Below are 8,389 nucleotides of genomic sequence, written 5' to 3' on the forward strand. Positions count from 1 at the left end.
CGCTTTGAAATTAAAACGAACCGCCGTATACGGAACCGTACGTACGGTGGTGTGAGAGGGTGATTTATTTCACCCTACTCGATTTATCCATATGATGACGCTTATGCTTAATCATGATGCGAAAGATTAAGTTTTTTTATTAAATGGATTATTCTTGATGATCAGCAAACAGGTAAATATTTTATCAACAAAAGATCTTTTTATTCATTGTACGATAAAGGTTCTCATAGTTTTATTAAAGTGCTTGACTCTCCTGTAACAGGAGGATATATCCTTGATTTACAAGGAGGTATGAATGATGGAATTATGTATACAAGTGGAACATCTGACAAAGCGATTTCAAACACAAATTGCGGTGAATCAATTGTCTTTTGAGGTGAAGAAAGGTGAAATCTTCGGTATTCTAGGACACAATGGTGCGGGGAAAACGACAACGATCGAAATGCTTCTTGGTTTACAAAACCCTGATGAAGGAAAAATCAGGCTCTTAAAGAAAGATGGTGCTAGCATAGATAAAACAATCTTTGAAAGGATTGGAGTACAACTGCAGGCATCAAGTTATCAAAACAATATTCGGGTAAGGGAATTATGCGAAGAAATGGCATCACTGTATCAAGATCCTGCAGATTACCATGAACTATTGGAACAGTTTGAATTATCGCCGTTTGCACATCATTTTGTAGCGCATTTATCACAAGGAGAACGCCAAAAGTTATCTATCCTATTGGCATTGCTACCAAAACCGGAAATGCTTTTTTTAGATGAAGCTACGACAGGGTTAGATGCAGCCGCAAGAAGAGCGGTTTGGGATCGTCTTTTGTTATGGAAAGAAAAAGGTACGACCATTTTGTTAACGACACACTATATGGAAGAAGCAGCGTATTTGTGTGATCGCATTTTATTATTGAAACAGGGAAATGCTATTATGGAAGGAACTGTAGCAGATATTGCAAAAGGTTTTGCCAGTTTAGAAGAAGCTTATTTACACTATATGGAGGTGACTAAGTTATGAAGCGCTTTTTGACATTGTTTAAAATAGAAGGGAAATTAGCTCTTCGCTGTCCGGATGGTATCATTTTTGGTGTGATCATGCCGGTAGGAATCTTATTTTTGATTGGTTTTATCGCGAAAGATCAACAAGCAGGAAATAGTGGCTATACCTTTATGCAAAGTGCATTTTCTTCTCTAATCACCATTGGTATCTGTGCGACAGCATTCATGGGTCTTCCTATGACGTTCAGCGATTATCGTGATAAAAAAATCTTAAAACATTTTTTTGTGACACCGGTAAGTCCGCGCGTGTTATTATTAGTGGAAACACTTATCGCCGCATTGACGGCAATCGTATCAGCCTGTATGATAAGCTTATGCGCCATACTATTTTTTGATTATCATATGGAAGGAAATCCCTTCTTATTTCTAGGAGCTTACGTTTTCGTGTTATTTTCGATGTATGGCATAGGAATGATCATTGCTGGTCTATCACCTTCGCTAAAGGTTACGAATATCATTTGCAGTGTTGTCTATTTCCCTATGTTATTTTTATCCGGAGCAACCATTCCATATGAATTGTTTCCTTCACCGTTGCAACACATTGCGGATGTATTGCCCCTAACGCAAGGAATTCATGTATTAAAGGATGTTTCTATGGGGATATGGAATGAACAAACACTACTGGCGGTTGGCATACTATTACTAATTGGCATACTCGGCTATCAAATAGCAATTCGATTATTCCGCTGGGATTAACAAAAGGAGGATGCAGATGGAACAGAATTACCATTGTACAGAAAAAGAGGTACCTTACTATTACCGTATTGGAATGTTTGCGCAAATGAATAAGATTACGATTAAAGCATTGCGTCATTATGATGAGATTGGCTTATTGAAGCCTGCATATGTGGATGAGCATAACGGATATCGCTATTACAGTTCTAGTCAATTGCCAATCTTACATCGTATTCTCGTTTTACGTCAAATTGGTTTTCGTTTGGATGAAATTCAACAAATATTAAGTGGTGCTAACGAAACAGGAATGTTATTGATGAAGAAAAGTAAGTTACTGCAGTCTGTGAGTGATTTGACACAGAAAATAGCTGCCATTGAAGGTTATCTGGCCAAAGAGGATACGGTATCTGCTTATCATCCCATTATAAAATCCTTGCCTAAGGTGAAATGTGCATCCATGCGTGTACAATTAGATAGTTATCAAGATTTATTTACCTATATGCCAAAAATGGGAGAGGCAATGGAAAAAGCCGGTTGTATATGTGCAGAACCAGATTATTGCTTTACTTGTTACCATGATGGAGGATATAAAGCAAATAAGGTTGATGCAGAAATATTTCAGGCGGTTACTGCGATGCAGGATGATATGCAAGATTTGCATTTTGTCGAATTATCGGAGGTGGAGCAAGCGGTTTGTGTCCTTCATAAAGGTAGTTATGAAACGTTGCCTTATGCCTATCAAGCATTGATTGCTTACATGGAAGAGCATGGCTATATGGCCGCAGGAGAGCCTCGTGAGGTGTATATCGATGGTGTTTGGAATAAAGATACGAGTGCACAATGGCTTACGGAACTGCAATTTCCAATAAAACAGGAGTAAAGGATATGGAAAGTGAAGGCGAAAATTCTTCACTTTTTTTCTTTGATGACTGCTATGAACTAGCTCAAAGTGCTTGCGAAGCCTAGTGCCATCAGCATGAAGAAGATGAGGATACGTGTGAAAAAGCGTTCCATCTGCATAATGGAATTGCTGGATTCAAATTTATGTTTCCATATGAGAACGCTATCACGTCATATGTCTTGACACATCTACAAATACAGGCGTAATTTATTGTGTTTATTCTGCTTTCGTTGTATAATAAATGGGCTAAACTTTGAGGTGATGATATGGAAAAGATACGAGTAGAAGATCTAACCTTCTCTTATGACAAGGAGCGCAATGCCGTTGAGGCAGTGTCCTTTGCGATTGAAGAAGGCAGCTATACAACAATTATCGGACATAATGGCAGTGGCAAAAGTACGATAGCAAAGTTATTGATTGGTTTGCTGGATAAAGATCAGGGACATATCTATGTGGATGGTGAAGAGCTGACTATGGATACGCTATACGATATACGCGATAAGGTTGGTATCGTCTTTCAGAATCCGGACAATCAGTTTATCGGCGCTACGGTTGCCGATGATATCGCGTTTGGTTTGGAGAATCATCAGGTAGCCAGCGAATATATGCAGGAGATTATCGATCGCTATGCGCAAAAAGTCGGCATGAGCAAGTATATGCAAAGTGAGCCGACAAAGCTTTCCGGTGGGCAGAAACAGCGTGTGGCTATCGCCGGCGTTTTAGCAATGACACCGGAAATCATCATCTTCGATGAATCTACAAGCATGCTAGATCCACAAGGGAAAGCAGAAATTAATGAGCTGATCCAGGAAATACATAAAGAAAGCAGTATTACGATCATTTCGATTACGCATGATATCGAAGAGGTAGCAAAGTCAGATCATGTTATTGTTATGGATGGCGGACATGTTGTCATGCAAGGATTACCGGATGACATCTTATTGAAGGAAGAACAGTTGATAGCATTACAACTGGATATTCCATTTGCCTTGAAGTTCACAAATGCATTAAAGAAGGCGCATATCGAAATTGCGCCATGTACCACACTAGAAAGGGCGGTTGAGGAAGTATGTCAATTACGTTCAAAAATGTAGCACACACCTATAATGAAGGTTCTCCTTTTTCCTATGCCGCTTTAAAAAATATCAATTTAAATATTCCCGAAGGTAAGGTTACTGCTGTGATTGGTGAAACAGGCAGTGGTAAAACAACCCTTGTACAGCATCTGAATGCATTGTTGTTGCCTAGTGAAGGAGAATTAGAGGTATTAGGTAAGAACATTGTCGCTAAGGAAAAACCAAAAAATTTAAAGGCGTTGCGTAAACAGGTAGGCCTGGTCTTCCAGTTTCCGGAATATCAGCTATTTGAAGAAACGATTGCCAAGGATATTGCTTTCGGTCCTAAGAACTTTGGAGCAAGCGAAGAGGAGGCATTGGAAGTTGTAAAAAAGGTCATCAACGTCGTCGGCTTAGATGAAAGCTATTTAGAGCGGTCTCCTTTTGATTTATCCGGTGGCCAAAAACGCCGTATTGCGATTGCCGGTATCTTGGCTATGGACCCCGGTGTGTTGGTGTTGGATGAGCCAACAGCCGGACTTGATCCGCAAGGAGCAAAAGATATGATGGAACTGTTTTTACGCATGAATCGTGAATTTCATAAGACGGTTTTAATCGTTACCCACGATATGGAGCATGTATTGCATTACTGTGATGAGGTCATCGTGGTTAAGGATGGTCAGATTGAAAAGCAATGCGATGTAAAGGAATTCTTCCGTTCGGTTGCATTATTAAAAGAACTGCGCATCAATCCGCCAGCCATCATACGCTTACGAGAAGAACTGATTGCGCAAGGTTTTCATATTGCTTCTTCCATTCTTGATTTAGATGAATTGGCACAGGCAGTAGCGAAAGAGGTGAAATCCCATGAATAATATTGCTTTGGGTAGATACCTTCCATTAACGTCTATCATACATAACATGGACCCCAGAGCAAAAATTGGGGCAATGCTCTTAATGATGGTAGCAATCTTTATACCGGCCGGTTATACCGGTTATATCATTATCGGCATAGCGGTAGTACTAACTGCGTTGTTAGCGAAATTAAAGCTTAGTTTCTTATGGAGAGCCATGAAACCAATGCTTTTTATGTTAAGCTTTCTACTTATCATTAATCTGCTTGTTGTACGCAGTGGGGATGTGCTCATTACCATTGGCAGCTGGAACATTTATACAGATGCTTTGACACAGACGCTGTACATCGTGATACGATTGGCATTGATGATCATGATCACAACGATTTTAACAGCAACCACCAAGCCTTTAGAACTAACCTTAGGCATTGAGGATTTATTAAAACCATTCAAAGTGATTGGAGTTCCTGCCCATGATATTGCGATGATGATTTCTATTGCATTGCGTTTTATCCCAACGCTGATTGAAGAAACTCAGCGTATCATGAAAGCACAGGCATCACGTGGTGTGGATATGGAAAATGGGAAACTGATGGAAAAGGTGAAAGCCATTTTATCGTTGATCGTACCTCTATTTGTTTCTGCTTTTCAAAGAGCAGAAGAATTGGCATATGCAATGGAGGCCAGAGGATATATTCCTAGTCGCCCACGTACCCGTTATAAACAGTTAAAGATGCATGGGAAGGATGTAGCTTTATTGTTGTTAAGTGTGTTAATTCTGGTGGGAATGATTGTATTAAGTATGACAGATCTTGGCTTCTTTTAAGGAAATGTCAAAGAGAGTGCTTAAGGTTAAGCACATAAGCTAAAGATTGGTAATAGTGCATTTATCCATATTGTAAAGATAAAGGCGTTTAAGATAATATTTAAGCGGTAATGGTATAAAGGTTATTACGAGAGGTTCAGATAGAAAAAGAGTAAGGAAAGGGGAATTCTATGGCACGCTATAAAGCAGTTGTCAGCTATGATGGCAGTTCCTATGGCGGCTGGCAGAAACAGTTGAATACTACTTCTATACAAGAAGTTATTGAACAAGCATTAGCGAAAATGCACAAGCATGATGTTGCAATCGTGGCTAGCGGACGAACGGATGCCGGTGTACATGCTATAGCTCAAGTGTTTCATTTTGACAGTGAGATGAAGATACAAGAGAAGCATTGGATAAAAGCATTGAATTCTCTATTACCTAAAGATATCCGGATACAGTCCGTAAAACAGGTTACTGAAGCGTTTCATGCCCGTTTTGATGCCATTGGAAAACGATATGATTATTTGATTAGTAATGATATTTTAAATCCTTTTAAGGAAAATTATATGGCAAAGGATGCACATAAGCTTGATGTAGCTTATATGCAGGAATGCGCTACTGTATTGATAGGAACTCACGATTTTACCAGCTTTACCAGTAATAAGATTGATCCGCGAAAACCGCGTGTAAAAACCATTACTCGTTTAGAGGTGTTACAGGAAAAGGATCATGTACATATGATTTTCGAAGGAAACGGTTTCCTTCGTTACATGGTACGCATGTTATCCCAAACATTAATAGAAGCTGGTAAACATCGCATTACAAAAGCTGATATAAAAAAGATGTTAGAAGCGAAAGATAAGCATGCCTGTCGTTACAAGGCAGTCCCACAGGGATTATACCTTGTTCGTGTGGATTATGCAGATGATGAGGAACAGAATTAGGGACTATGCCAGTGTTATAAGGATATCCCCCATTTTGTTCTTTTTATTTTTTGAGAGCATCTATGGCGTATAAGTAAACTAGTATGGATGATAATAAAGGTATCATTATTAAAAGAGGTGAAAGAAAACAGAGAAGCTGATGCGTACCATAAAAAATCATGGAAAGAAATAGCAGATTATTGTTAGGAAAAGAAGGCTTTTCGCATACCATTTTTTACTTGAATATGGTATAGTTACCATGGAAATTTATAAAGATGAAAGGAGGAGGTTATATGCGTAAAACAAACTATCATATGCATACGAAACGTTGTATGCATGCTTCCGGCAGTGATGAAGATTATGTGCTTGCAGCTATCGAAGGTGGATATGAAGAAATTGGTTTTTCTGATCATTCACCTTGGCAATATAAGAGTGACTATGTGGCACATATGCGAATGCGTGCAAGTCAGTTTGATGATTATTATAACAGCATTAAAAAACTGCAAGTGAAATATAAGAATCAGATAGCAATTCGCATTGGTCTGGAATGTGAATATTTCCCTGAATATATGGGATGGTTGAAGACACTGCTAGTGAATTATGATATGGATTATATTATATTTGGAAATCATTATTATAAGACGGATGAAAAACGTATTTATTTTGGAACTGCTTGTGAGGATGACACCTATTTAAAACTTTATGTGGATGAGGCAATAGCCGGTATGAAAACAGGCCTGTATGCTTATTTAGCACATCCAGATTTATTCATGCGAGGAAAACGGGTGTTTGATCATAAAGCGGTAGAAGAATCGTATCGTTTATGTATAGCGGCTAAGGAATTAGGAATCCCATTGGAGTATAATTTGGCAGGTGCTGAGTATAATGCAATTATGAAGACGGAGCAGTATCCGCATAAGGATTTCTGGCGAATCGCTGCCGAGATTGGCAATACAGCCATTATTGGTGTAGATGCTCATGAACCATCGGCTTTAAAAACGGATACATATCGTGTTGAAGGTATAAAAAGATTGCGGGATTTAGGGTTAAATATAACTGATACGATAGAATTTGGAAAGTTTAAAGGATAAAGTGTTTATTTTTTATGAATTTCAAAAGATTTTTATTGACTTCTTGAGGGATTGATAATAAACTATTAAATAGGCACTTATGCCTTTGTAGCCCCGGAAACTACATAGGAAAGGAAGTAAAAATATGCGCCAAACAACATTTACTAAACCTGCAGACGTTAAACGTACATGGTACGTTGTTGACGGAACAGGATTGACTTTAGGTCGTTTATCTACAGAAGTAGCATCTGTGTTAAGAGGAAAACATAAACCTACTTACACACCAAACGTTGACTGCGGAGATTTCGTTATCATTATCAATGCGGATAAGATCGAAATGACAGGAAACAAACTGGACACTAAGAAATACTACAACCACTCTGGTTACGCTGGAGGATTGCGTACACGTACTGCACGTAACATGAAGGAAAACTATACTGTTGAATGGGTTGAAAGATCTGTTTATGGTATGTTGCCTCATACGAAGTTAGGTGACAGAATGCGTAGACATCTGTTCGTTTATACTGGAGCAGAACACCCACACACAGCTCAGCAGCCAGTTGAGTTGAAAATCAAAGGATAGGAGGAATAAGAAATGGCAGCTAAGAAAAATACAGTAACTTACAATGGTACAGGACGCCGTAAAACTTCTGTTGCTCGTGTCTTTATGACTCCGGGTAAAGGTAATATTGTTGTCAATGGAAAAACATTGGAAGAATATTTACCATTAGAAACTTTGCGTATGGTTGTTCGTTCACCATTAGAATTAACAGAAACTTTAGAACAGTTTGATATCAAGATCAACGTTCAGGGTGGAGGATACACAGGTCAGGCTGGCGCTATGCGTCATGGTATCACTCGTGCTTTAATGGAAGCAAGTGCTGATTATCGTCCTGCATTGAAAGCAGCTGGATTTGTTACTCGTGACCCTCGTGCTAAGGAACGTAAGAAATACGGCCTCAAAGCAGCTCGTCGCGCTCCGCAGTTCAGCAAGCGATAATCGACTGCTCAGACTATATCAAAATGGTTCAAAAACCCCGGAAAATCAAG

Annotated in this window: 10 protein-coding genes; all 10 read left to right on the plus strand. The window is 39.0% G+C overall.

Annotated features, from left to right (window positions below):
* The first annotated feature begins 295 nt into the window (after positions 1-295).
* Entirely contained in the window at positions 296-1,012 is a 717-nt protein-coding gene (locus AC1VS3_RS12185; protein WP_017144544.1) for an ABC transporter ATP-binding protein, read from the plus strand.
* Entirely contained in the window at positions 1,009-1,749 is a 741-nt protein-coding gene (locus AC1VS3_RS12190; RefSeq protein WP_008690058.1) for an ABC transporter permease, read from the plus strand. The genes AC1VS3_RS12185 and AC1VS3_RS12190 overlap by 4 nt, the downstream gene beginning before the upstream one ends.
* Before the next feature lie 16 nt (positions 1,750-1,765).
* A complete protein-coding gene (locus tag AC1VS3_RS12195) occupies positions 1,766-2,608 on the plus strand; it encodes a MerR family transcriptional regulator (RefSeq protein WP_008690057.1) in 843 nt (280 codons plus the stop codon).
* Positions 2,609-2,895: 287 nt separating this feature from the next.
* Positions 2,896-3,723: an energy-coupling factor transporter ATPase gene (locus AC1VS3_RS12200; RefSeq protein WP_008690055.1), complete on the plus strand. Its 828-nt coding sequence runs from the start codon at positions 2,896-2,898 to the stop codon at positions 3,721-3,723.
* Complete coding sequence (locus AC1VS3_RS12205; protein ID WP_008690053.1) at positions 3,699-4,559, plus strand: energy-coupling factor transporter ATPase; 861 nt, start codon at positions 3,699-3,701, stop codon at positions 4,557-4,559. The genes AC1VS3_RS12200 and AC1VS3_RS12205 overlap by 25 nt, the downstream gene beginning before the upstream one ends.
* Positions 4,552-5,364, plus strand: coding sequence for an energy-coupling factor transporter transmembrane component T family protein (locus AC1VS3_RS12210; RefSeq protein WP_008690052.1), 813 nt, complete (start codon positions 4,552-4,554; stop codon positions 5,362-5,364). The genes AC1VS3_RS12205 and AC1VS3_RS12210 overlap by 8 nt, the downstream gene beginning before the upstream one ends.
* 170 nt (positions 5,365-5,534) lie before the next feature.
* Complete coding sequence (truA, locus tag AC1VS3_RS12215; RefSeq protein ID WP_008690051.1) at positions 5,535-6,290, plus strand: tRNA pseudouridine(38-40) synthase TruA; 756 nt, start codon at positions 5,535-5,537, stop codon at positions 6,288-6,290.
* 272 nt (positions 6,291-6,562) lie between these two features.
* Positions 6,563-7,360, plus strand: coding sequence for a histidinol-phosphatase (locus AC1VS3_RS12220; RefSeq protein WP_008690050.1), 798 nt, complete (start codon positions 6,563-6,565; stop codon positions 7,358-7,360).
* A 124-nt stretch (positions 7,361-7,484) separates the two neighbouring features.
* Complete coding sequence (gene rplM, locus AC1VS3_RS12225; protein ID WP_008690049.1) at positions 7,485-7,922, plus strand: 50S ribosomal protein L13; 438 nt, start codon at positions 7,485-7,487, stop codon at positions 7,920-7,922.
* Between the two features lie 12 nt (positions 7,923-7,934).
* Positions 7,935-8,339, plus strand: a complete 405-nt coding sequence (gene rpsI, locus AC1VS3_RS12230; RefSeq protein WP_008690048.1) for a 30S ribosomal protein S9 — start codon at positions 7,935-7,937, stop codon at positions 8,337-8,339.
* Positions 8,340-8,389: the final 50 nt, after the last annotated feature.

The sequence above is a fragment of the Longicatena sp. genome (assembly GCF_982403165.1).